This is a genomic window from Phyllobacterium sp. P5_D12, assembly GCF_054049495.1.
The window spans coordinates 1-645 of the sequence record NZ_JBFUMG010001125.1 but is presented as its reverse complement, the minus strand read 5'-3'; the positions used below and the strand labels follow the sequence as shown (position 1 = coordinate 645).

Genomic DNA, 645 nt, shown 5'->3' with positions numbered 1-645 from the left:
CTGCGATAGTTTTTTGGGGGCATTTGTCGACCTGGACAACCAACTTTCGCTGAGGTCACGACAACTGAAGGGTCCTCCGGACTTCCGTTAACGCTATGGGACGAGGTCAAGGACAAGTTGCTGGCGAGCGGCCTGAGCCTCTCAGGCGGACAGCAGCAACGCCTTTGCATCGTGCGCGGAATTGCTCTGCGGTCTGAGGTCCTTCTGCTCGACGAGCCACATCCGCACTGGCTCCCATATCGACGGCCCGTATCGAGGAACTGATCGATATGCTCAAGAGGCAGTTCACAATCGTCATCGCAACCCACAACATGTTGCAAGCGGCATGCATATCGAGCAGTACTGCGTTCATACCTGGGAAAGCTAATCGAGTTCGGTCCGACGACTGACGTGTTCAGCCAGCCACGGGACCAGAGAACGCTCGAGTATATTACGGGTCGCTTGGTTGAGGCCGACGCCTAAGGATATCAAAAGCGCTTCCTCATGTGCCTCGGGCCAATACCGAAGCAGATCATTTGCGCCGTGCAATAAGTATCACCGGATCGATCTGATGGTTCTCGAGCGCCTTTGCGTAGTTTGAGAACTTTTCTGGTGCATTGGTTCCGGTCAAAAGGTGAAGCCCCAGGGGTGGAGGAGCATTTGCAC

The 645-nt window shown here is 55.0% G+C and carries 1 pseudogene; it reads left to right on the top strand.

From position 1 onward, the window contains the following. Positions 1-93: 93 nt before the first annotated feature. Positions 94-462: pseudogene (locus ACXJ5O_RS29080) on the top strand (phosphate ABC transporter ATP-binding protein); the annotation flags it as partial. Between the last annotated feature and the right edge of the window lie 183 nt (positions 463-645).